At 66.8% G+C, this 20,894-nt stretch carries 22 protein-coding genes; 7 read left to right on the top strand and 15 right to left on the bottom strand.

From position 1 onward, the window contains the following. Positions 1 to 238 precede the first annotated feature (238 nt). From WDC82_RS03755 to ftsE, 4 genes are read right to left on the bottom strand one after another with little or no spacing between them, the layout of a single operon-like run. A complete protein-coding gene (locus tag WDC82_RS03755; protein ID WP_340115914.1) occupies positions 239 to 991 on the bottom strand; it encodes a lysophospholipid acyltransferase family protein in 753 nt (250 codons plus the stop codon). Beyond that, on the bottom strand, positions 991 to 1,650 hold the full coding sequence (locus tag WDC82_RS03750) for a YdcF family protein (protein WP_340115913.1): 660 nt from the start codon (positions 1,648 to 1,650) through the stop codon (positions 991 to 993). The genes WDC82_RS03755 and WDC82_RS03750 overlap by 1 nt, the downstream gene beginning before the upstream one ends. Before the next feature lie 12 nt (positions 1,651 to 1,662). Beyond that, a complete protein-coding gene (locus tag WDC82_RS03745) occupies positions 1,663 to 2,598 on the bottom strand; it encodes an FtsX-like permease family protein (RefSeq protein ID WP_340115912.1) in 936 nt (311 codons plus the stop codon). A 3-nt stretch (positions 2,599 to 2,601) separates the two neighbouring features. Further along, the gene (gene ftsE / locus WDC82_RS03740) at positions 2,602 to 3,324 is read right to left on the bottom strand and encodes a cell division ATP-binding protein FtsE (RefSeq protein ID WP_340115911.1); all 723 of its coding nucleotides are present in this window, start codon (positions 3,322 to 3,324) and stop codon (positions 2,602 to 2,604) included. A gap of 146 nt (positions 3,325 to 3,470) precedes the next feature. Here ftsE and WDC82_RS03735 point away from each other — a divergent pair, with 146 nt between their 5' ends. Together WDC82_RS03735 and WDC82_RS03730 are read left to right on the top strand one after the other, a co-directional pair. After that, entirely contained in the window at positions 3,471 to 4,133 is a 663-nt protein-coding gene (locus WDC82_RS03735) for a DUF3426 domain-containing protein (RefSeq protein WP_340115910.1), read from the top strand. 187 nt (positions 4,134 to 4,320) lie between these two features. Then, positions 4,321 to 4,698, top strand: coding sequence for a response regulator (locus WDC82_RS03730; RefSeq protein WP_340115909.1), 378 nt, complete (start codon positions 4,321 to 4,323; stop codon positions 4,696 to 4,698). 75 nt (positions 4,699 to 4,773) lie between these two features. On the opposite strand, the gene WDC82_RS03725 is transcribed toward WDC82_RS03730, so the two are convergent. The 4 genes from WDC82_RS03725 to argH form a co-directional block, all read right to left on the bottom strand. Then, complete coding sequence (locus tag WDC82_RS03725) at positions 4,774 to 7,359, bottom strand: TIGR02302 family protein (protein WP_340115908.1); 2,586 nt, start codon at positions 7,357 to 7,359, stop codon at positions 4,774 to 4,776. A 101-nt stretch (positions 7,360 to 7,460) separates the two neighbouring features. Continuing rightward, a complete protein-coding gene (gene lysA, locus WDC82_RS03720; RefSeq protein WP_340115907.1) occupies positions 7,461 to 8,825 on the bottom strand; it encodes a diaminopimelate decarboxylase in 1,365 nt (454 codons plus the stop codon). Between the two features lie 68 nt (positions 8,826 to 8,893). After that, on the bottom strand, positions 8,894 to 9,154 hold the full coding sequence (locus tag WDC82_RS03715; protein ID WP_340115906.1) for a hypothetical protein: 261 nt from the start codon (positions 9,152 to 9,154) through the stop codon (positions 8,894 to 8,896). Further along, positions 9,151 to 10,569, bottom strand: a complete 1,419-nt coding sequence (argH, locus tag WDC82_RS03710) for an argininosuccinate lyase (protein WP_340115905.1) — start codon at positions 10,567 to 10,569, stop codon at positions 9,151 to 9,153. The genes WDC82_RS03715 and argH overlap by 4 nt, the downstream gene beginning before the upstream one ends. A gap of 212 nt (positions 10,570 to 10,781) precedes the next feature. On the opposite strand from argH, the gene WDC82_RS03705 reads away from it, so the two are divergent. Both WDC82_RS03705 and WDC82_RS03700 read left to right on the top strand, forming a co-directional pair. Continuing rightward, the gene (locus tag WDC82_RS03705) at positions 10,782 to 11,261 is read left to right on the top strand and encodes a TlpA disulfide reductase family protein (protein WP_340115904.1); all 480 of its coding nucleotides are present in this window, start codon (positions 10,782 to 10,784) and stop codon (positions 11,259 to 11,261) included. Between the two features lie 118 nt (positions 11,262 to 11,379). Then, on the top strand, positions 11,380 to 12,141 hold the full coding sequence (locus WDC82_RS03700; protein ID WP_340115903.1) for a DUF6134 family protein: 762 nt from the start codon (positions 11,380 to 11,382) through the stop codon (positions 12,139 to 12,141). Between the two features lie 58 nt (positions 12,142 to 12,199). Here WDC82_RS03700 and WDC82_RS03695 read toward each other — a convergent pair whose 3' ends face one another. The 5 genes from WDC82_RS03695 to WDC82_RS03675 all read right to left on the bottom strand — a co-directional run bounded on the left by WDC82_RS03695 (position 12,200) and on the right by WDC82_RS03675 (position 15,924). Further along, positions 12,200 to 13,108 (bottom strand): 3-hydroxybutyryl-CoA dehydrogenase, encoded by a 909-nt coding sequence (locus WDC82_RS03695; RefSeq protein ID WP_370661525.1) that lies wholly within the window; start codon positions 13,106 to 13,108, stop codon positions 12,200 to 12,202. 65 nt (positions 13,109 to 13,173) lie between these two features. Next, complete coding sequence (locus WDC82_RS03690; RefSeq protein WP_340115902.1) at positions 13,174 to 14,106, bottom strand: FAD-binding protein; 933 nt, start codon at positions 14,104 to 14,106, stop codon at positions 13,174 to 13,176. Beyond that, positions 14,106 to 14,855: an electron transfer flavoprotein subunit beta/FixA family protein gene (locus tag WDC82_RS03685; RefSeq protein ID WP_340115901.1), complete on the bottom strand. Its 750-nt coding sequence runs from the start codon at positions 14,853 to 14,855 to the stop codon at positions 14,106 to 14,108. The genes WDC82_RS03690 and WDC82_RS03685 overlap by 1 nt, the downstream gene beginning before the upstream one ends. A gap of 242 nt (positions 14,856 to 15,097) precedes the next feature. After that, entirely contained in the window at positions 15,098 to 15,682 is a 585-nt protein-coding gene (locus WDC82_RS03680; protein ID WP_340115900.1) for a cob(I)yrinic acid a,c-diamide adenosyltransferase, read from the bottom strand. Between the two features lie 41 nt (positions 15,683 to 15,723). After that, entirely contained in the window at positions 15,724 to 15,924 is a 201-nt protein-coding gene (locus WDC82_RS03675) for a twin transmembrane helix small protein (protein ID WP_340115899.1), read from the bottom strand. Positions 15,925 to 16,202: 278 nt separating this feature from the next. On the opposite strand from WDC82_RS03675, the gene WDC82_RS03670 reads away from it, so the two are divergent. Beyond that, entirely contained in the window at positions 16,203 to 16,643 is a 441-nt protein-coding gene (locus tag WDC82_RS03670; RefSeq protein ID WP_340115898.1) for a hypothetical protein, read from the top strand. Positions 16,644 to 16,820: 177 nt separating this feature from the next. Here the strand turns inward: WDC82_RS03670 and WDC82_RS03665 are convergent, their stop codons facing one another. Further along, the gene (locus WDC82_RS03665) at positions 16,821 to 17,450 is read right to left on the bottom strand and encodes a LysE family transporter (RefSeq protein WP_340115897.1); all 630 of its coding nucleotides are present in this window, start codon (positions 17,448 to 17,450) and stop codon (positions 16,821 to 16,823) included. Positions 17,451 to 17,599: 149 nt separating this feature from the next. On the opposite strand from WDC82_RS03665, the gene WDC82_RS03660 reads away from it, so the two are divergent. After that, positions 17,600 to 19,090 (top strand): lytic transglycosylase F, encoded by a 1,491-nt coding sequence (locus WDC82_RS03660; RefSeq protein WP_340115896.1) that lies wholly within the window; start codon positions 17,600 to 17,602, stop codon positions 19,088 to 19,090. A gap of 29 nt (positions 19,091 to 19,119) precedes the next feature. Here the strand turns inward: WDC82_RS03660 and WDC82_RS03655 are convergent, their stop codons facing one another. Beyond that, positions 19,120 to 20,160, bottom strand: coding sequence for an endonuclease/exonuclease/phosphatase family protein (locus WDC82_RS03655; RefSeq protein WP_340115895.1), 1,041 nt, complete (start codon positions 20,158 to 20,160; stop codon positions 19,120 to 19,122). 374 nt (positions 20,161 to 20,534) lie between these two features. On the opposite strand from WDC82_RS03655, the gene WDC82_RS03650 reads away from it, so the two are divergent. Beyond that, complete coding sequence (locus tag WDC82_RS03650) at positions 20,535 to 20,864, top strand: metalloregulator ArsR/SmtB family transcription factor (protein WP_340115894.1); 330 nt, start codon at positions 20,535 to 20,537, stop codon at positions 20,862 to 20,864. Positions 20,865 to 20,894: the final 30 nt, after the last annotated feature.

Genomic DNA, 20,894 nt, shown 5'->3' with positions numbered 1-20,894 from the left:
CCTTTCGCGGGCCGCCAGTCGCGGCAGACGCGTCGATATTTGGCAGAAATGCTCGCCTGACGATAGGTGCGGCCCGGGGGCTGGTCAAGCGAACGTTCCTGCTTCGTTTCAATCTATCCGAGTCGCTTTAAGATTCCGAGTTGGCAAGTGCCATTCCACTACGAGCGGGCAGACCACTAAAGCTATCCACAGATGTGCGCACAGCAATTTCGCGGTCAAGGGCTTGCGTTTGCGGGCGTTATGATCCGCGGGTGGAATCGGCGAAGCCGCCGTCCCCACCGGCCGGCTCGGCGGCCAGGGCGCGGCTGCGCCCCTCGATGGCGGTTTCCAGGCGTGCGAGGAAGTCCCGGCGCTGCAAGCCGGGCTCGATCGGCGGCAGGAACTCCAGGGTGATCGTCCCGGGCCGCTTCCAGAAGCTGTTGCGGCGCCAAAAAATCCCGGAATTGAGCGCCACCGGCACCACCGGCACCTGCAACTGGCCGTAAAGGGCGGCGACGCCCGGGTGGTAGGGGCGGTGCTGTTCGGGGGCCACCCTGGTGCCTTCCGGGAAGATCACGATGGGGCGGCCGAGGGCGGCGGCCGCTTTGGCGGCGGCCACCATCTTGCGCAGGGCTTTGGCGCCGCCCTTGCGGTCGACGGGAATGAGGCCGGCGCGGATCAGGTAGAGGCCGAACAGCGGGATGCGGGTCAGTTCTTGCTTCAGAACGAAGCTGTGATCCCACAGCAGGATGGAGAAGATGATGGTGTCCCAGGCCGACTGGTGCTTGGCGGCGATCAGCACGGCGCCGTCCGGCAGGTTCTCGCGCCCGCGCACCCGGTAGCGCAGGCCGCAGAGGATGCCCAGCGCCGCGATGATCGGGTGCGCCCAGACACGGCCCAGATAGTAGATGCCGGCGCGCGGTCCAAGCAGCAGCGGCAGCCCGGCAAAGACGCAGAGCGCCGTCCAGCCGTAGAAGAAGCCGTTGAAGAGCAGCGAGCGCAGGGCGGTCATCAGAACATCAGGGCGAGGCGGTCGAGCAGGGGGTCGAAGACCCCGCGCACCAGGGCGACCAGGTACTTGGTGTACTCGGTGATCAGTAGGGTGCTGCTGCCGGGCCACATCCACCAGTTCTCACGCTTGAAGTGCTCGGGAAACACCGGGTGCGGCACGATCTCGATCGCCGGCATCAGGCGGCGAAACTCCAGCAGCGAGCGGGGCATGTGGTAGGTCGCCGTCACCAGGCGCAGCGAGGTGAAGCCCTGTTCCTTCATCCACGCCGCCGTCTCGACGGCATTGCCGCGGGTATTGTCGGCCTCGTAGCCCAGCACCACGCAGCAGGAAAGATCTTCCGGTGAGTGCTGCGAGAGATCGAGCAGTTGGCGCACGTCGACGCCGCGGTAGACCCCGGAAACGAAAAGCTTTTTCCCCTTGTCTTCGCTCAGCAGGTCGAGGGCGACACCCAGGCGGTCGCTGCCGCCGGTCAGCACCACGACGGCGTCGGTCGGGCGCGGGTCGCTCTCGGCCTCGGTCGGCAGCAGCGTGGTGAACCACAGGAAGCCGATGCCATAGGCGATCAGCAGCCCGGCGGCCAGGACGGTCAGGCGTTTCAGGCGGCGCCAACCTCGCGTGGGCGCCTTGCCGCGATCCTGCCGTAGGCTGCGAAGCCCCATTGTGCCCTCCCGTCAGGGCATCCGCGTCAAGGTGCGCAGCACCGTGACGCGGGCCGTCAGCATGGTGACTCCGGCGGCGGCCACCGGCAGCAGCGCGAAGAACGACCATTCGTAGGGCACGAAGTTCAGCTCCGGCAGCAGGCCGCTGCCGACGCGCTGCAGCAGCAGGCGTGCGAGATAGAGGGTCGGCAGCGCGAAGGCGAGGCCAATGAGCCCGCCGCGCAGGCCCAGGCTGAGCGCGTGGTTCTGGAACTGGCGCGCGACGTAGGAGTCCTGGGCACCGATCAGATGCAGCAGTTCGATCGCCTGCTCGTGCGCGGCGAGGCCCATGCGCGTGACGAAGGCGACCATGATGCAGGCCGCCAGCACCACCAGCACCACCACCACCAGCGCCATAACCTCGACCGCGCGGGCAACATCCAGCAGGCGCGACAGCCAGCGCTGATGGTCGTCCACCTGGGTGCCGGGCACCAGCGTCTCAAGACGGGCGTCGAGGGCGCCGAGGTCCGGTGGGTCTGCTGGATCGAAGGTGACGGCGATGAGGCGCGGCAGCGGCAGGTCGCCGGTCAGCATCGCCTCGCCCAGCCAGGGCTCCAGCAGAGCGGTCATGGCGTCGTCGTCCATCGCCTCGACGCTGACGACGCCGGGGGTCTCGGCGAGGGCGGCCAGCACGGCGGCGAGCTGGGGGCTGTCGGCGCCGCCGGCCTCCGCCGGCAGCTGCACGGTCAGCGTCCCGGCGAGCCCGGTATCCCAGCGGACGGCCAGCTTGTTCATCGACAGCGCCCCGGCCAGCGCCAGCGCGGCGAGGTAGACCATGATGGCGACCAGCAGCGGCATGTAGCGTCCGGAGGCGTCGCGGTCGAGGGGAACGGCCGGGCGGCCCCTTCTGCCGGACTTGGGTCTGCTGGCTTTGGGCTTGCCGCCCTTGGATCTGTCGGACTTGGCCATGGCTCAGCGCCCGCCGCGCAGGCTGCCGGCGGCAGCCCCGGCGGGCGGCGTGTCTTCGGAGGTATCGACCGCTCCGTCGAGCAGCCGGGTGACCGGGTGGGGAAAGCGGCGCACCAGCGATTCGTTATGGGTGGCGATCACCACGGTGGTGCCGATCTTGTTCAACTCCTCGAAGAGGTAGAGCAGGCGCACGGCCATGCGGTCATCCAGGTTGCCGGTCGGCTCGTCGGCCAGCAGCAGGCTGGGGCGGGCGATCACCGCGCGGGCGATGGCGACCCGCTGTTGCTGGCCGCCGGACAGCGTCGGCGGCAGGGCGTCCATGTGGTCGGCCAGTCCGACCCAGGCCAGCAGCTCCTCGACGTCCCTTTCGCTGCGCCCCTTGTCGCCGCGCAGCGCCGCCTGGCCGCCGATGCGTAGCGGCAGGGCGACGTTCTCGCGCGCGGTAAGGTGGTCGAGCAGGCGGAAATCCTGGAAAACGACTCCGATTCGCCGGCGCATCAGCGCGGTTTCCCGCCGGCTGAGACCGGCCACGTCACGGCCGAAAAGCGCGACTCGACCCTCGCTCGGCCGCTGGGCGAGGAACATCATGCGCAGCAGCGACGATTTGCCGGCGCCGCTGGGGCCGAGCAGGAAATGGTAGGATCCCGGGTCGAACTGCAGGGAGACTCGCTTCAGGATTTCCGGCCCGTTTCCATAGCGCAGCACGACGTCCTCGAAGCGAACCAAGGTGCATTTTTCCTTTTCTCGGAAGTCCGATTCGAAAATGGCATAGCCAAGTCAGTCCCGTAAAGGCCCCTGCTCATTCCTTGCTTTGCTTATACCTCCTCCATATAAGGTTACCGTGACAGCTCTTCGGAGGGGCGCAGTCGTCTATGATCGTTTCCTGTCCTGCCTGCGAGAGCCGCTTCCAAGTCGATGAGGAGCAGCTCGGCTATGACGGACGTATCGTCCGTTGCGGCAAGTGCAGCAACTGCTGGCACCAGATGCCGGAAAATGACCCGCGGGCGGGGCTGGCCGACGTGCCGCCCCCGCCGCCGCGCCGTCGTGCAGCGCCGCCCCCCAAGAAGAAGGGCAGGGGCGTGCTGGTCGGTTGGCTGCTGCTGCTCGCCTTCATCGGCGGAGTCGCCGCCGTGGGCTGGTTCGAGCGCGCGCGCATCGTCACCCAGTTCCCGCAGCTTGCCGACGTGTACAACCTGTTGGGCATCCCGTTGCCCGAATCGGGGGCCTCGCTGCAGCTCAGCAACGTGACGACCAGCCGGACGGCGGTCGACGGCGACGACGTGATCACGGTGCGCGGACAGCTCGCCAATATCTCGAAACGCAAGCAGACGCTGCCGCCGCTGCGCATCCAGCTCAGCGACGGGGCGGGTGCGGTGGTCACCGAGTGGTTCTTCGATGTGCCTGAGGGTGCGCTGGATGCCGGCGAGACCGTCAGCTTTGAGACGGTGACCAAGAATCCGCCGCCCTCGGCCAGCAGCGTCTCGGTGACTTTTGCAGGGCAGGCGCAACCGGTCGAGGACTCCGCGGCGCAGTGAGCGCCGCGTTCTCGGGATTGCCGGATTCGCCGTCCCACCAAGTGCTTCTATCCACCGTCTATCCACCATCTCACGGCGCCCCATTAAGCCTTGCTTAACCACGCGGGTGGCAGTTTGGCCGGAGAGGAAACGGCCGGTAACTTGCGGCCGTCGCCTCGCCCGCAAGCCCGCAGGAGACGGAGATCCCATGGCGCGCATCCTGGTCGCCGAAGACGACATGGCCGTTAAGAGCTTTGTCAGCCGAGCCCTCACCCATCGAGGCCACAAGGTCACCTCCGTCGAAGACGGCGTGCAGGCGCTGGAAGCCCTTGGCGGTGACAATTTCGATCTGCTGATTACCGACATCGTAATGCCCAGCCTGGACGGCATCGGACTGGCGCTGAAGGTGGCGAAGGACTTCCCGTCGCTGCCGGTGCTGCTGATGACCGGCTATTCCGCCGAGCGCCAGCGCGCCCACAACCTCGAGGTCCTGATCTGCGAGGTCATCACCAAGCCGTTCACCCTGCAGGAAATCTGCGAGGCCGCCGAGGCGGCGCTGACCGCCGAAGAGATGACCTGCCACTGAGGCCCCGTCGAGGCCCCGTCGCTTCACCCTTCGGGACCGGCGCTCCGGCAGCGCCGAAAGCTTCCATACATCCTGTCAGAACTGATCCAGCAGGCGGTCGAGATAGTCGAGCTCCAGCGGCGGCCGCTCGCGTTCGCCGCGCCGGCGGCGCAGCTCGTCGACGATCTCGCGGGTGCGGCGCAGTTCCATCTGGTCGGGAATCTGCACGCCGTCGGTGTTGTCGCTCATCTGACCGTTGGGACCTTCCTGCGACTCGCGGCCCAAGGGGTCGCGCTGGTTGTCGCGCCCGCGTGAGCCGACCTCGCCGCCTTCCCCCTCGCCGGGGCCGAACATCTCCATGAACTGCTCCATGGCCGACTGCATGCCCTGCTGCAGCTGGTCGAGGGAGCGAGTCTGCGAGGGCACAGCCTGGCCCGGCTGTTCGTTGCCGAGGGCGTCGCGCGCGTCGCGCATCTCGCGTTCGGCGCGGCCCAGCGGGCGCGGGATCTCACCCAGCGCGTCGCCCAGCTGGCGCATCAGCTCGCCGAGCTGACGGCGCAGCTGCTCCTGGCGCTGCGCATCGCCCTGGTTGTCGCCCTGTTGCTGCTGCTGGCCTTCACCCTGCTGTCCCTGTTGCTGCGAACGCTCGAAGCTGCGGTCCAGCAACTCCTGCTGTTCGCGCATCATGTCTTCCATTTCCCGCATCATGCGCGAGGCGTTCTGCATGTCCTGGTTCATCTGCTGGGCGTAAGGATTGGCCTTGAGGTTCTCCAACATCTCGCGCAGTTGCGACAGCAGCTCGCGCGCCGCGTCCTTTGCGCCGGCCTTGGCCAACTCGCGGGCCTTCTCCAACATTTCCATCAGGTCCTGACGATTCAGCATCTGGCTGTTCGGCGGCAGTTCCTGGTTTTCCATCGGCATGGATTCCTGGGCCATCTGCTCGCGCATCTGCTCGATCATCTGGTCGAGGAACTCGTTCATCGCCTGCTGCAGCTCTTCGATCAGGCGTTCGATCTCTTCGTCGGGCGCGTCGCGCGCCAGTGCTTCCATCAACGCTTCCTGAGCCTCGCGCAGCTCGCGCTCGGCGACCGCCAGCTCGCCTTCCTCGATGCGCAGGGCAGCGTCCCACAGCAGTTCCTGCACCTGGCCGATGGCCTCGTCGGAGGAATCGTGAATCAGCCGCCGCTCGGCCGAGCGGATGGTCAGCGCCACGACAATGTCGTGATAGAAGTGTTCAGGGTGCTCGTAGATGGCGCTCAGCGTCTGCACCACTGGCAGGCGGCGGTCCGGGTTTAGCGTCAGCTGCTTGCGCAGCTCGACCAGGGCGCGCGCCACGGGGTGGTTGAAGATGCGCTCCGGGATCACGGTGCGCAGCGCCTCGCTGCGGCCCTCCTGTCCCGGCTGGTCTTTGGCCACCAACTGGATCTCCACCGCCAGTCCGGCCCAGGGATGCGGAGTCAGGTCGTGGTAGCTGGTCGCCTCGCTGGTCTCGGGCGTGGCGCCGGGCAGCACCAGGTCGAGCTCCAGCGGCTCGGCCTCCGGCTGGTCGAGACGGCGCACCACCGCTTTCACCTCGGCCAGGCCGTAGTCGTCCTTGGCGGCATAGGTCAGGCGCAGGGCCGAGCGCTCGGTGCGCGCCGGGGCTTCCTGGAAGACGATCTCCGGCGGGTTGTCGGGCACCAGTTCCAGCGGCCAGGCCGCCAGGGTCTCGCCGTTCTGCACAATGGCCAGGCTGTCGCCCTCGGTCAGGCTGTGCTCCAGGCGGTAGGCCTCGTGGGCGAAGTTCTCGAACGGCAGGTTGGCGCTACCGACCTGCAGGCTGGGCTCGCCATCGCCGCCCTGCACCTGGGCCAGCAGCACGCTGCCGGCCGGCACGCGCAGCCGTTCGGCCGCAGCCGGCGCCGCCGTTTCGCTGCTGGGCAGCTCGCCGCCGGCGTTCCCGCCGTTCGGGCCCGGGGCGACGGCCTCCAGGTAGACCGGCGCCATGCCGGTGTAGGCGGGCGGGTTGATCCAGGCATCCAGGCTGGGCGGTAGCTGCGGGATGCGGTTGAAGCTCGGTGCCACCGCGGCCGCCAGCCGCCCGCCGACGTTGCCGTCGCTGGCGGCAAAGCCCACGAGAACCAGCAGCACGACCAGGCCGCGTAGGGCCCAGGGATCGAAGGCGGCCATGCCGGGACGCGGCAGTCCGACTCGCAGGCCCTTCAGGCGGGCGATGACGCGGCGCTGGTGGGCGCGCCACAGCGCCCGCGCCTGGGCGTCGCCGGTGCCCGTCGCCATGCGGTCGTCGAGGGCGGTCAGCGGGCGGTGGTCGAGGCCGCTGTCGCGCTCCAACCGGCGCTTGCCGGCCAGCTCGTCGGGCAGAGAGATGCGCCGCGCCGCATGCACCAGGGCGGCGAGGAGCGCCACGGCGAAGGCGGCGAGGGCGAGGCTGTGCAGCCAGCCGCTGAGCGCCGGCAGCAGGCCGGAGAGCGCCACGGCGAGGAACAGGCCGAGGACGGCGAAGAGCGGCCACAGCGCCGGCCAGATGGTCTCCCAGGCGACGGCGCCGCGGGCCAGGGCCAGCAGGAAACCAAAACGGGTCTCTGCCCGCCGGATGTGGTCAGGGCCCGGCCGGCCGCCAGGAGCAGTGGCCCCCGAAGGCTGGGGCGGGGAAGAAGGGCGCGTGCGCTCGGTCTCGCTCATGCGTGCTTCCTGTTCGTGGTCCAGGCGCCTGCGGTGACGCCCCCGGAAAGCCGCAGGCTATGTATTACCTTTCACGGAACTAGAGCGTTCCGTGACGAAACCTAGGCCGCGCCGCGCGTTTCCCCTGTTTTCTCCGCGTCGCGGTCCTGCCGTGCGGCATCTTCCAGCCAGTCCGGCAGGCGATCCTGTCCAATCATTGTGTCATAGTCCATGCGCGGGCGCACTATCGCATAGCGGTCGCCGCGGACCAGGATTTCCGGGGCCAGAGGCCGTGAGTTGTAGGTCGACGCCATCACAAATGCGTAGGCTCCAGCCGTGGAGAAGGCCAGCAGGTCGCCCTCGGCGACCGGCGGCAGCGGGCGCTGCTTGGCGAAGGTGTCGGTCGATTCGCAGACCGGGCCGACGACGTCGACAGGCCTGAGTTCGGCGCCCGGCGTCGGCGCCTTCAGCGGCACGATCTCGTGCCAGGCGTCGTAGAGCGAAGGGCGGATCAGGTCATTCATCGCCGCATCGATGATGACGAAGCGGCGCGGGCCGTTGTCCTTGAGATAGAGCACGCGGGTCACCAGCATGCCGGCATTGCCGACCAGCAGGCGTCCCGGCTCGAAGACGAACTCGGCGTCGAGACCTTCAACCAACTCGCGCACCATCCCCGCATAGGCGTCGACCCGGGCGTCGGCGGTATCAATCTCCTCGCCGCCGCCTTCCTCGGTCAGGGGCCCGTGCTGGTAGCTGATGCCGATCCCGCCGCCGAAATCCAGCCGCTTCAATGGCAGCCCCGCCGCGCGCAGGTCCTTGTAGAGCGCGATGAGCCGCTCGAAGGCGAGGCGGTACGGCGCGATGTCGGTGAGTTGCGAACCGATGTGGACCGCGAGGCCTTCGATGCGGATGCCCGGAATGTCGCGGTTGGCAAGCAGGAAGGCGCGCGCCTCGCCGGCGTCGATGCCGAACTTAGTGTCGGCGCGGCCGGTGGTGATCTTGGCGTGCGTGCCGGCGTCGACGTCGGGGTTCACGCGCAGAGCCACCGGCGCGATCACCCCGCGTGCCGCCGCGACCTCCGACAGCAGCTTCAGCTCGGAAAGCGACTCGATATTGAACTGCATGATGCCGGCGTCGAGGCCGGCGGCCAGTTCCTTCGCGGTCTTGCCGACGCCGGCGAAGACGATCTTCTGCGCCGGCACGCCAGCGGCCAGGGCGCGGCGCAGTTCGCCTTCGGAAACCACGTCGGCACCGGCGCCCAGCGCGGCAAAGGTGGCAATGACCGCCTGGTTGGAGTTGGCCTTCAGCGCATAGCAGATGGTTGCCGGCAGGCCCTTCAGCGCCGCCGCGAAATGGCGGTAGCCGTGCTCCAGCGCGTCGGCGGAATAGCAGTAGAAGGGTGTACCGACCTCGGCCGCCAGGCGCTCGAGCGCCACGCCGCTGGCGTGGAGCCGTCCATTGCGGTAACTGAAATAACGATTGCTCATCGGCTCCTGCATTCTTCCCGCCGCAGCGCAGCGGCCCGGATCTCCCGGCCGCGCGCAACGGCGCAATCTCAGTAGGTTTTCGTCTTGGTGCGGTTGTCGTCGTTGAAGATCGACAGCGGCCCCGCGTTCTCCTCCGGCTGCGCCTGGCCGTTCGGGACCACGGTGGAGGGCGCCGGATAGTCCTGCGGGTAGGTGTACTGATCCTCCTGGTCCTCGGGCGGTTTGGGCGAGCCTTTCTTGCCGCAGGCCGCAAGGCCGAACAGCAGGCCCCCGGCGAGAACGGCGGTCAGCAGCAGACGCGGGCTTCGGCCGAGTGCACTCGGGATCATAGGAAACGCTCCTTGGCGGCGGCGACGGCCTCGCGCACCCGTGCCGGCGCGGTGCCGCCGGTGCTCAGGCGGCTGGCGACGGCGTTCTCGACGGAGAGCACGGAAAAAATGTCCTCGGTGATGCCGGGTTCGACCTTCTGCATCTCGGCCAGCGGCAGATCCTCCAGACCGCAGCCGCGCTCCTCGGCCAGCTTCACGATGCTGCCGGTGACGTGGTGGGCCTGGCGGAACGGCATGCCGAGCACCCGCACCAGCCAGTCGGCGAGATCGGTTGCGGTGAGGAAGCCGTGGGCGGTCGCCGCCTTCAGCGCGGCGCGGTCCGCTTTCATGTCGGCGATCATGCCGGTCATCGCGGTGACGCAGAGCTGCAGGGTGTCGGCGGCGTCGAACAGTGGCTCCTTGTCCTCCTGCATGTCCTTGCCGTAGCTGAGCGGCAGTCCCTTCATGACGATCAGAAGGCTCGCCAGGGCGCCGATCACGCGGCCCGCCTTGCCGCGAATCAGCTCGGCGGCATCGGGATTGCGCTTCTGCGGCATGATCGAACTGCCGGTGGTGAAGGCATCCGAGAGCTGCACGAAGCGGAAGCCGGCCGAGCACCACAGCACGATCTCCTCGGACAGCCGTGAGAGGTGCATGGCGATGATGGCGCCGGCGGAAAGGAACTCCAGCACGTAGTCCCGATCCGAGACCGCGTCGATGGAGTTGGCCATGGGCCGGTCGAAGCTGAGCGTCGAGGCGGTCGCCGCCCGGTCAATGTCGAAGGAGGTGCCGGCCAGCGCGGCGGCGCCCAGCGGCGATTCGTTCATGCGCTTGCGGCAGTCCTGCAGGCGGCCGCGGTCGCGCCCCAGCATCTCCACGTAGGCCAGCATGTGGTGGCCGAAGGTCACCGGCTGCGCGGCCTGCAGGTGGGTGTAGCCGGGCATGACGGTGTCGGCCTCGGCCTCGGCCTGGGCGATCAGCGCCGCCTGCAACTCGCGCAGGGCCGCTTCCAGGCGGTCGACGGCGTCGCGCGTCCACAGGCGCACGTCGGTCGCCACCTGGTCGTTGCGCGAGCGCGCGGTGTGCAGCCGGCCGGCCGGCTCGCCGATCAGCGCGCTGAGGCGCGCCTCCACGTTCATGTGAATGTCTTCCAGGCTGGTCTTGAACTGAAAGTCGCCAGCCTCGATCTCTGCCAGGATGGTGTCCAGGCCTGACAGGATGGCCGCGCCGTCTTCCTGGCTGATGATGCGCTGGTGGACCAGCATGACGCAGTGTGCCTTGGACCCCGCGATGTCCTGGGCGTAGAGTCGCCGGTCGAAGCCGATGGAGGCGTTGATCTGCTCCATCACCTCGGCCGGGCCGGCGGCGAAGCGTCCGCCCCACATGGTATTGGCACCTGCATCGTCCGCAGGCAGTTGTCCGGTCTTTGCGTTCATTCGGCCCTTAGGAGGCTCTCGCGTCCATGCTCGATATAGAAGGGGTCATAAGAAAAACCCTCGCGGCCGTCGGGCTTGCCGCGCTGGTGTTAGCCGCCGGCCCGGTGGCGGCCCAGCAGGGGCCGGCGCAGGGGCAATCGGCAGCGTCCGGGGGCGCGCCCTCGGCCCCAAAGGGCCCGTTTGCCGAGAACTTTACCTTCTCGAACCCGCCGGTGCCAGCGCCGAGCGCGGCCTTTCAGAGCCTGAACGGCGAAACGGCGAACCTTGACGACTTTCGCGGCCAGGTGGTCCTGGTGAATTTCTGGGCCACCTGGTGTGCGCCCTGCGTGGAAGAGATGCCGAGCCTGGAGCGCCTGCATGCCGCCCTGAAGGACGAGGGCTTTGCCGTATTGGCGATCTCCCAGGATCGCGGCGGCTCCGGCGTGGTGGCGCCCTTCCTCGCCCGCCTCGATCTCCAGCGTCTGCCGGTTTACCTCGACCCCAAGGGGGTGCTGGCCCGCCAGTTCGCCTTGAAAGGCCTGCCGACCAGCTTCGTCATCGACCGTGCGGGACAGGTGCGGGCCGGCTTGGTCGGGCCGGCGCAGTGGGATTCGCCGGAGGCGCTCGACTTCATGCGCCACTATCTGAAAGGCCAAGGCAACGACGCGCCGGAGGGCGCCCCCCAGGCTGATGTTACGAACACTTCCGGTTGAATTACGCAAATATCACAAGCCGAATGCACGGCACGCTTGTGAGCCCGGCCGTCTCCCGCCAAGATAGCCGTTCGCAGACGTATTGGTTCGCCGCTGTCCCGTGAGGGAGGTCCTGACCATGGATTCCGCCGTATCGCCTGCATTTCCCGCTTCTTCGGGCTTCTTTCTGCGCCGCCTTCGGGTGGTGCCGCCCGCCGCCGTGGTGATCGCTGCCCTGCTTTTCGGGCCGCCGCTGCTGGCCGCCGTGGGCCTCCCCGCTGCCGCGCAGCAGGCGGACAGGCAGGTGGCCCAGGAAGCCGCCGTGCCGCCGCCCGACTCGCCGGTGGTCTTCGACGTGCTGCGCGACGGCAGCAAGGTCGGTGAGCACCGCCTGGTCTTCGAGCCCCAGGACGACGACACTCTAAAGGTCTCGGTGGAGACCGCCATGTCGGTGTCCTTCGCCTTCGTCACCCTGTTCCGCTACGAGCACAAGCGCGTCGAACGTTGGCGCGACGGCACGCTGGAATCGCTGGCCGGCATCACCAACGACGACGGGCAGGAATACGAGATATCCATCGTGCGCAAGGAGGGTCACTACAGCCGCACGGTAAATGGCACCGAAGAGGAAATCGCCGGGCCGGTGAAGGTCGACAGCCTGTGGAGCAAGGACCGCCTGACCGCCGGCAAGCTGTTCTCGGCGGCCAGCGACAGCGTCTATCGCGTGCGTAGCGATTTGCTGGGCAAAGAAACCATCGAAGCCAAGGGCGGCGAGATCGAGGCCGAGCACTACAAGCTGACGGGCGAGATCGACCGCGACCTCTGGTACGGACCGGGCGGCGAGCTGCTGAAGATCAAGTACGAAGGCGCCGAAGGCGAGACCTTCGAGTATGTCCGCCGCTAGCGCGGGAAGTGCCGCCGGCGCGACGGCGACCGCTGTTGTAGGAGCCTGATCGACCGACCTACCGCGTCGGGACGGGTGTGTCCGTGGAATAGTCGTAGAAGCCGCGGCCGACCTTCTTGCCGAGCCAGCCGGCCTCGACGTACTTCACCAGCAGCGGACAGGGCCGGTACTTGCTGTCGGCGAGGCCGTCGTAGAGCACCGACATGATCGACAGACAGGTGTCGAGACCGATGAAGTCGGCCAGTTCCAGCGGGCCCATCGGATGGTTGGCGCCGAGCTTCATCGCGGTGTCGATGGAGGCCACCGAGCCAACGCCCTCGTAGAGGGTGTAGACCGCCTCGTTGATCATCGGCAGCAGGATGCGGTTCACGATGAAGGCCGGAAAATCTTCCGCCGTCGCCGTCGTCTTGCCGAGCCGGTCGGAGAGCTGGCGTACCGTCTCGAAGGTCGGCTCGTCGGTGGCGATGCCGCGGATCAACTCGACCAGCTGCATCAGCGGCACCGGGTTCATGAAGTGCATGCCCATGAACTTCGCCGGGCGATCGGTGACGGAGGCGAGCCGGGTGATGGAGATCGACGAGGTGTTGGAGCAGATGATGGCCGAGGGCTTCAGCATCGGACAGAGCGCCTTGAAGATCTCCCGCTTGACCTCCTCGTTCTCGCTTGCCGCTTCGATCACAATGTCCGAATCGGCGAACATCTCCAGGCCAGTGCCGGTGGAGATCCGCTTCAGCGCGGCCTGCTTGTCCGCCTCGCTGATCTTCTCGCGCTTGACCTGGCGATCCATGTTCTTGGTGATGATATTGATCGCCTTCTTCGCCGCCTCGGCGGAAACATCGGAGATCTTCACGTCATAACCGGCCAGGGCACAGACGTGCGCGATGCCGCTGCCCATCTGTCCGGCGCCGATGACGCCGATGGACTTGATCTCGGTCAGGCCCGGGGCGGGCGCGTCCTGTTGTGCCATGTGGTTCAAGATACCTTTGCTCTCACGAAACCAGGTTCGACCGGCGTCCCCACGACGCGACCGCCTCAACCCAGTTCTTTTTCCAATTCGGGAACCGCCTCGAAGAGGTCGGCCACCAGGCCGTAGTCGGCGACCTGGAAGATCGGCGCCTCCTCGTCCTTGTTGATGGCGACGATGACCTTGGAGTCCTTCATGCCCGCCAGATGCTGGATGGCGCCGGAGATGCCGATGGCGATGTAGAGGTCGGGTGCGACCACCTTGCCGGTCTGGCCGACCTGGTAGTCGTTGGGCACGAAGCCCGCGTCGACCGCCGCGCGGCTGGCGCCGACGGCGGCGCCCAGCTTGTCGGCGACGCGCTCCAGCATGACGAAGTTGTCGCCGCTCTGCATGCCGCGGCCGCCGGAGATGACGATGCCGGCGGTGGTGAGCTCAGGCCGCTCGGACTTGGTGAGCTCCTGGCCCTTGAAGACGGTCAGGCCCGTGTCGCCGGTGCCCTCGACCGCCTCGACGGCGGCCGAGCCGCCCTCGGCCGCGGCGGCGTCGAAGGCCGTGGCGCGGATGGTCAGCACCTTCACCTTGTCGGACGATTTGACCGTGGCCAGCGCGTTGCCGGCGTAGATCGGGCGCACGAAGGTGTCCTCGCCCTCGATGGCCGAGACATCGGAGATCTGCTGCACATCCATCAGTGCAGCTGCGCGCGGCATCACGTTCTTGCCCGACGTCGTCGCGGCGGCGATCACGTGGCTGTAGCCGGAAGAAAGCTTGGCCACCAGCGGCGCCAGGTTTTCGGCCAGGTGGTGGTCGTAGGCCGTGTCGTCGGCCTTCAGCACCTTGTCGACACCGGGAATCTTCGCGGCGGCTTGCGCGGCGGCGTCGCAGCCGGCACCGGCCACCAGGATGTGGGTCTCGCCGGGCAATTGCTGTGCGGCGGTGACGGCGTTGAGCGTGGCGGGCTTGACGTCCGCGTTGTCGTGCTCGGCGACGATCAGCGTGGACATCAGATCACCTTCGCTTCGTTACGCAGTTTATCGACCAGTTCGGCGACGGAGGCGACCTTGACACCCGCCTGGCGCGCCGGCGGTTCGTTCACCGCGACGATGGTCAGGCGCGGGCTGACGTCGACGCCCAGGTCGGCCGGCGTCATGGTGTCGATCGGCTTTTTCTTCGCCTTCATGATGTTGGGCAGCGAGGCGTAGCGCGGCTCGTTGAGGCGCAGGTCGGTGGTGACCACCGCCGGCGTCTTGAGTTCCAGCTTTTCCAGGCCGCCGTCGACCTCGCGGGTGATGGCGAAGCCGGCGCCGCCCTTCTCGATCTTGGAGATGAAGGTGCCCTGTGGCCAGCCGAGCAGCGCGGCCAGCATCTGGCCGGTCTGGTTGTTGTCGTTGTCGACGGCCTGCTTGCCCAGGATGACCAGTTCAGGGCCTTCCTTCTCGACCACTGCCTTCAACAGCTTGGCGACGGCCAGCGGCTCCGGGTCGCCCTCGCACTGGATCAGGATGCCGCGGTCGGCGCCCATGGCCAGGCCCGTGCGCAGGGTCTCCTGCGCCTGGGCGGAGCCAGCGGAGACCACGATCACCTCGGTCGCGGTGCCGGCCTCTTTCAGGCGCACGGCCTCCTCGACGGCGATTTCGCAGAAGGGATTCATGGCCATCTTCACGTTGGCCGTTTCCACCCCGGTCTTATCCGCCTTTACGCGGACCTTCACGTTGGCGTCGATGACGCGCTTGATCGGAACGAGAACTTTCATCGCAACCCTGCGACCACCCTTTTTCTTGATGCTGTCAAAGAATCCGCCGCCAACGGCCGCGCAAGATCGTTGCGCAGAACCCCCGGGCGCCGGACATACGGAAACTTAGCTGCCTATCTCGCAGCCGCACAATAGGAGCATGGCTGTATACTGTCAACGCCACCAGACCGCCCCAACCCTAGGGTTTCCGCCGCTTTGCAGCCTGCTTGCCAGCGCCGCCCGCCGGCCCGTCCGCGTCACGGCTACTTGCCGCCGCGGGTCGCCCCCGGCTCCCACAGCACGTCGCCGGCGCCGCGGTCGTTCACGCTGCGGCTCATGACGAAGAACAGGTCGGAGAGGCGGTTGATATAGCGGATGGCCTGGGGGTTGATCGTGTCGCTTTCGGCCAGTTCGGTGATTTCGCGCTCGGCACGGCGCGCCACGGTGCGCGCCAGGTGCAGGTAAGCTGCGGCGGCGCTGCCGCCGGGCAGCACGAAAGAGTTCAGCGGGGCGAGTTCGGCGTTCAGGCGGTCGATCTCGCGCTCCAGGCGCTCGACCTGCTCGGCCACGATGCGCAGCGGCGGAAACTCCGGGTTCTCCACTTCGGGCGTCGCCAGGTCGGCGCCGAGGTCGAAGAGATCGTTCTGCACGCGTCCCAGGATGGCGTCGATCTCCGGATCGTCCAGCGTCGCTGTGTGCAGCCGGGCGAGGCCGACGGCGGCATTGGTTTCGTCGACCGTGCCGTAGGCTGCGACACGCGGGTGGTGCTTTACCACGCGCTTGCCGCTGCCCAGCGCCGTCTTACCTTTGTCGCCGCCTTTGGTGTAGATGCGCGTGAGCTTGACCATGCCGCCGGACGTCGCTTTCTGGCCTCGGGCCCTAGGGGTGGTCAGTCCTGGCTGCCGACGAGGACGGCGATGGCGAACAGCGCCAGGGCGACGCCCTGAGCGATCACGCGGGCGCGCATCAGCTTGTTGCCGTACTTGGCGTTGAACTCGCCGCCGCGCGCCATGCCGATAATGCCGGTGGCCAGCACCCCGAGGGTGACGAACATGGCGATCAGCACGAGGATGAACATGACAGTTTTCATGCCCGGGACCTTAAACCCGCGGATCGGGGGGATGCCAGCGATTTCCCGGGAGCGGCCGCGACAAATTGCCCTGAATTCGCGTCAAATTCGAAACGATGTACCCCCTGGGGGTGGTTTTTTTCGCTGCTCCCGCACTGCAGCCGTTTGTAACGCAAAATTCGATGACTATGGTCGATGTTCAGATATGTAGTGAGCGATCACTGGTCCATTAGACTTCAGGAAGTCCTGTGTCCCGCCTGCGACTACCCCTTATCCGAAACCAGCGGAAGATGGCATTGGTGGCTTTCGAGCGTGACCTGGCGATAGCCTGCGGGATCGTTAAGCCGCGATACATGCAGCTTGAAAAGTCGGTCAGTCTTTATGACCAGCTGCAAAAAGGTATTCCGCCGAAATTTCGATCCGGGCGAGCGGATCGGAGTGACCTGAAGTCGATCCTTAGCGACGTTCAGTTAGGTTGCCCTGATGCGCAATGCTTCGTGTTTTTGTCTCACCACTGGTTTATGGGTGGAATCGAACTGCGGATCTCTGCCTTTTGGATCAAAGCGCTGGATCTACTGGATTTTGATGGAGATACCGTCTTTGCGGTAAGTCATGACGGTCGCGACGGGATTGCGCTCGATTTTGATACCGAACCCGTCGAGCGGGGCGGTGGGTACGAGATTATTGTATGGGGCGACCGCTGGCAGGATTTCGGCCCGCCCGGTCGGCCTCTACCCTAGCAGGGTGCGGAAAAAGTCGCTCGATCGGCGCACAGATGCTTCGAGACGGCGCTTCGCGCCTCTTCAGCATGAGGTTACCCTATTGATATTAAATCAAAAACCTCATCCTGAGGAAGCCCCGCAAGGGGTTGTCTCGAAGGATGGCCAAGCGCTCTATCGTCCTGTTTCAGCAGCCTGCTAGCGCCGCGCCAGCGCCAAGCCCAGGCCCGTCCCCAGCAGCAGCGTGCCGGTGATGCCGTGGCGCACCCGGTTGGCGCGCGCCGAGGCGAAGAGTCCGCGCACCCGCCCGGCCAGCAAGGCGTAGCCGCTGTCCAGCGCGGTCGCGATCACCACCATGGCGATGGACATGGCGACCAGCTGCGGGCCGATCGCCAGCGCCGGGTCGATGAACTGCGGGAAGAAGGCAGCGTAGAAGAAGATTGTCTTGGGGTTGGTGACGGCCACCAGCACGCCCTGCCAGAAAACGCCGCGGCGCGACGGCATGGCCGGCATGGTCGGCATGGCACCGGCGCTGAACACCAGGCGCCACTGCCGGACGCCCAGGTAGACCAGGTAGGCGACGCCGGCCCAGCGCAGCACCTCGAACAGCTCGGCCGCCAGCGCCAGCAGGGTGGTGAGCCCCAGCGCCCCGGCGGCGACCAGCAGGGCGTTGCCGCTGCTCGATCCGGCGACGGTGGCCAGACCGGTGCGCTGCCCGTAGGCCAGGGAATTGGCGATCACCAGGGTGACGATCGGCCCCGGCATGAGGATCAGCACGACGACGGCGAAGAGGAAGCCGGCGAAGAGTTCCGGATTGACGGCGAGCATGGGCGAAGGTCCTGCCTTTTGAGGTTCGTGGAGCAAGCAAAGACAGTCTCGGGGACGGAAGTACAGCCCAAATAGCCATCTTCACGGATTATCAAATTGATTAGACGTCTGCTAAGCTGAAGGCATATGCGGGCCTGAGGAGACGGCGGATGTCTGTGCTGGTGGGTACCCTGTTCAGTCGTAGGCTTTGTGCGCCGCTGGCCGCGCTGTTGCTCGCCGCCTTTGGCGCCGCCGGACTGATGCCGATACCGGCGGCCCTGGCACAATCCGGGCCGCTGCCGGCCCTGAAGCCCTGGACCGGCGATCTCGACGAAATGGTCGAGCGCCGGGTGATCCGCATGTTGGTGCCCTACAGCAAGACCTTCTACTTCCTGGACGGGGCGACCCAGCGCGGCATTACCTACGAGTTTTCCCGCGCCTTCGAGGAACAGCTCAACAAGAAGCTGAAGACCAAGGCGTTGCGCGTCGAGGTCGCGATCATTCCGACGCCCTTCGACCGCCTGATCTCCGGCGTCGCCGAGGGATACGGCGACATCGCCGCCGGCAACCTGACGATCACCGAGGGTCGGCTGGGCGCCGTCGACTTCACCGACCCGCTCTATAGCGACGTGAGCGAAGTGGTGGTGACGCCGAAGTCGGCGGCGGCGATCGCGACGGAAGCCGACCTTGCTGGCCGTGAGATCTCCGTGCGCCCTTCCAGCAGCTACCACGAGAGCCTGCTGGCGCTGAACGAGCGGCTCAAGGCCGCCGGTCAGAAGCCGGCCGTGATCGTCGAGGCTAACGAACTGCTCGACGACGAGGACCTGCTCGAAATGGTCAACGGAGAGATGATTCCCGCCGTGGTGGTCGACCGCCATCAGGTCGACTTCTGGACCGGCGTGCTGGATAACCTGCAGATCCACGAGGCCGTGCCGCTGCGCCAGGGTGGCCAGATCGCCTGGGCGATCCGCAAGGACAGTCCGCAGCTCGCGGCGGCGCTGAACGACTTCGTGAAAACCTCGAAGAAAGGCACCCAGCTCGGCAACATCCTCATCAAGCGTTATTTCGGTTCCACCAAGTGGGTCGGCAAGGCCCTTTCCGAAGACGGCCTCGACCGCTTCCACGACACCGCGCCGGTATTCCAGCAGTACGCCGAGACCTACGATTTCGACTGGCTGTTGCTGATCGCCCAGGCCTATCAGGAATCCGGCCTCGACCAGAGCGTGAAGTCAAAGGCCGGGGCCGTCGGCATCATGCAGGTGCTGCCGGCCACCGCCGCCGATCCCAGCGTCGGGATCAAGGACATCAGCACCATCGAGAACAACGTGCATGCCGGCACGAAGTACATGCGCTTCATGCTCGACAACTATATACATCCGGACGAACTCGATGCGTTGAACCGCGGCCTCTTCGCCCTGGCCTCCTACAATGCAGGGCCCAACCGCATCGCCAAGCTGCGAGAGAAGGCGGCGGCGCAGGGCTACGACCCGAACCGCTGGTTCCACAACGTGGAGTACGTCGTGGCCAAGGATGTCGGTCGCGAGCCGGTGCGCTACGTCAGCAACATCTTCAAGTACTACATCGCCTACCAGGGCAGCATGCAAAGCCTGGCGGCGCGCCGCGCGGCGCAGGAAAAGGGCGCCGCACCCGTGGCCCAATAGCCCCTGGGTCTCCCCGGGTCTCCCCGGCCCTACAGGTCGACGCTGACGAGGATCAGTTCGTGGTCGGAGAGGTTGCCCTGGCTGCGGTCGGCCGCCGCGACGACCCGCGGATCGTGGCAGGTCAGACCCCGCGAGAAGAACCAGTCCAGCTTGCGGCGCGGCTCGGCCGGGTCCTGCCAGGGGTGGCGCCGGGTCGTCACGCCGGGGCTGTTGCTGTGCCACCAGTCGAAGCCGGCCTCGGCCAGGCGGCTGAACATCGGCTCAGTGTCCTGCGGCGTCTTCAGCACCTGCTCGCCCAGCAGGCCGTTCTCCTTGATGGACTTGCAGTTGAAATCGCCGCCGAGGAGCACCGCCTCGTCGCCGCAGAGCGCGCCGACGTGGCTCAGCAGTACCCGCGCTTCGCGGTCGCGGTCCAGTGGGTCCATACGGCTTTCGAAGTGCACCGCCACCACCCACAGCGGCTGTGGCAGCAGGTGGCGCACGGCCAGCGCCATGCGCCCGCCGATGCGGCGCTGGCGGCCCTTGGCGTCGCCGGCGAACCACAAGCCGCCGTTATCCAGCGGCAGCATCGCCGCGCGGTCGATGGCAAAGCGGCTGGCGATGGCATTGCCGTGCAGGCCGGCCGCGTTCGGCGTTTCGCCGTGGGCCGCCGCTTCGCGGGCGTCGCCGTGATCCAGCTCAATGAACTCGACGCCGTAGGCGTGGCCCATGTCCAGCGCGGCGGCGAGCTCGGCGGCGGTATCGCGGTTGCCGCTGCGCGCCATGCCCAGGTCCATCTCGCTCAACAGGCAGATGTCGGCGCCGGCGCGCTTCAGCAGCCGGGCGGATTCCCCGACGTGGCGGCAACGCTCCAGGTTCCAGGCGGCGATGCGCAGCTGCTGCGGCGCCTGCGCCGGTGCCGGCGGCTGGTTCACGCGCAATGTGTTCAGGCAATCGGCCGCGTCCCGTAACGCGTTATGGCGCTCGAGACTGACTTCACCGGCTGCGGCCTCGCGGCGCCACGCCGCTGGAGGCGGATCGAGACGGTCGGCTGATCGGGTGATGGCGCCGCGCGGGCTGATGTCGAGCATGGACGAAGGCTCCTTCCTTGTGCCGCACTCGCGCGGCGGACAGATAGAAGGGCAATTCCTCTTGGGCTCAATGCTTGTTTTTCAGCACCGTCCGTCGTTGCGGGCGGTGGTCCTGCTTCATCAGCAATGCGGCAAGTGCGCGAGAAGTTTCCACGGCGCGGGGTTTCCCGCAAGTCCCATCATGAAATGCACACTGCCGTCGCAGTTCTTAACCTTGTACCGCCGCAGGCTTCCGCGCCGCTGGGCGATTTCTGTAATATCAATCTGTTGAGCGACGTCTTGCGGCCAGCTTACGAAAGTTGCATGGCAGGCGTATGACACCGGGTGGTCCGGGTCGCTTGACAAAACTATAAATCTAGTTATATAGTTTTGCCATGTCACAGAACGCCGCCATCGCCCGCGCCCTTGCCGCCCTAGGCCACGAGGCGCGTCTCGCCATCTACCGCCTGCTGGTGCGTGCGGGAGAAGACGGGCTGAACGTGGGCGAGATCGCCACCCACCTGAAGATGCCGGCCTCGACCCTGGCCCATCATCTCTCCACCCTGGTTGCCGCCGGATTGGTGATCCAGGAGCGTCAGGGCCGCGAGGTGGTGAACCGCGCCGACTACGACGCCATGCGGCGCACCGTCGGGTTCCTCACCGACAAATGCTGCGCCGGCGTCAGCCTTTCCCAAGAGATCTCAGCAGGGGAGGCGGCGGCGTGAGGGGGACGAGCGTTTTTCTTTGGCTTGAAA

It is taken from the genome of Pelagibius sp. 7325, from assembly GCF_037652055.1.
GTDB lineage: Bacteria > Pseudomonadota > Alphaproteobacteria > Kiloniellales > Kiloniellaceae > Pelagibius.
The sequence above is the reverse complement of the archived record's forward strand: the minus strand, read 5'-3'. Positions and strand labels throughout refer to the sequence as shown.